The sequence below is a fragment of the Cryobacterium sp. 10I1 genome (genome assembly GCF_035019805.1).
In the GTDB taxonomy this organism is placed as follows: Bacteria; Actinomycetota; Actinomycetes; order Actinomycetales; family Microbacteriaceae; genus Cryobacterium; species Cryobacterium glucosi.
In genome coordinates this window covers 1-1,213 of record NZ_JASJVF010000486.1, presented here as the reverse complement: position 1 = coordinate 1,213, position 1,213 = coordinate 1, and the positions used below count along the sequence as shown (strand labels likewise).

General features: G+C 70.4%; 2 protein-coding genes. One reads left to right on the top strand and one right to left on the bottom strand.

From position 1 onward, the window contains the following. The coding region (locus tag QN345_RS19270) for a DEAD/DEAH box helicase (protein WP_416347686.1) at nt 1-530 on the bottom strand (530 nt) is incomplete at its 3' end. A gap of 92 nt (nt 531-622) precedes the next feature. On the opposite strand from QN345_RS19270, the gene QN345_RS19265 reads away from it, so the two are divergent. After that, nucleotides 623-1,213 (top strand): helix-turn-helix transcriptional regulator (locus QN345_RS19265; RefSeq protein ID WP_323509141.1); only part of this gene is annotated, 591 nt, incomplete at its 3' end.

Genomic DNA, 1,213 nt, shown 5'->3' with positions numbered 1-1,213 from the left:
CGTCGCCGGGGTTGGATTGCGGTCAAAGCACCGTCGTCGTCGCGATGAGGGTGCTTTGTGCGCAACTGGGCGGGGCGCTGCGGCAGCAGCTGGCGCAGGTAGCCGAGCAGGAAGTCGATGTTGAGGCTGCGCTCGTGGGCCTCGTCGATGATGATCGTGTCGTATTTGCGCAGCATCCGGTCGCGGTGCATCTCGTTCAGCAGGATGCCGTCGGTCATGAGCTTGATCCTGGTGTCCGGACCGACCTGGTCGGTGAACCGCACCTGGTAGCCGACGACCTGGCCGACCTCCTGGCCGAGTTCCTCGGCGATGCGCTCGGCGATCGTGCGAGCGGCGAGCCGCCGCGGCTGGGTGTGCCCGATGCTCGTGCGCCCGAGTTCGAGGCAGATCTTCGGGATCTGGGTGGTCTTGCCCGAGCCCGTCGCGCCCGCGATGATGACGACCTGGTTGTCGCGGATGGCGCGCGCGATATCCTCGCGGCGTTGGCTGACGGGGAGTTCGGGCGGGAAGGTGATGACAAGGGGAATCATGAGCATTCCATCGTAAGACTTCCGGGTGCCCGGTGCGCGCGGGCGGGTCCTCCCGGCCTGGCGCTTTAACCGGAGACTGTTACGCTCAAACTATGGTAGACGGACAGGGAATCGGCGACCGGCACGCGGCCCTCGCCTCGGATGCGCGCCGCCGGGTGCTGGAGTTGATCGCGGGTGCCCGCGAGCCCGTCGACGCCGCCGCCGTCGCCGCGAGCATCGGCCTGCACGTGACGACCGCGCGCTTCCATCTCGACCAGCTCGAGGGTGCCGGGCTGATCCGCCGTGCCGTCGACCGGACCGGGATCCGCGGGCGTCCGCGCATCCTCTTCACCGTGAATCCCGCGGTGCGCGAAGACGGTGTGCAGCGGCTGCTCAGCCATGCCCTCGTCGGCGCCCTCGCCGAGGACGACGACGGCGGCCGGGCACGGGCGATCCGCGCCGGCGAGCGCTGGTCGGCCGCCTTCGACCTCGAGGCGCGCGAGAGCGAACCGGGCACGGGGGCGGCCGGGGGAGCGAGCGACGTCGGGCCGCTCGTGCACATCCTCGACGGCCTCGGCTTCGACCCGATCGCCCAATCGCTTGAGGCGTCGCCCGGCCAGCCGGCGTCGCCGAGCGAGACGGATGCCCGCGACGGTATGGTCGTCGAGCTCCGGGCCTGTCCCTTCCGCGACGAAGCCAGGCAC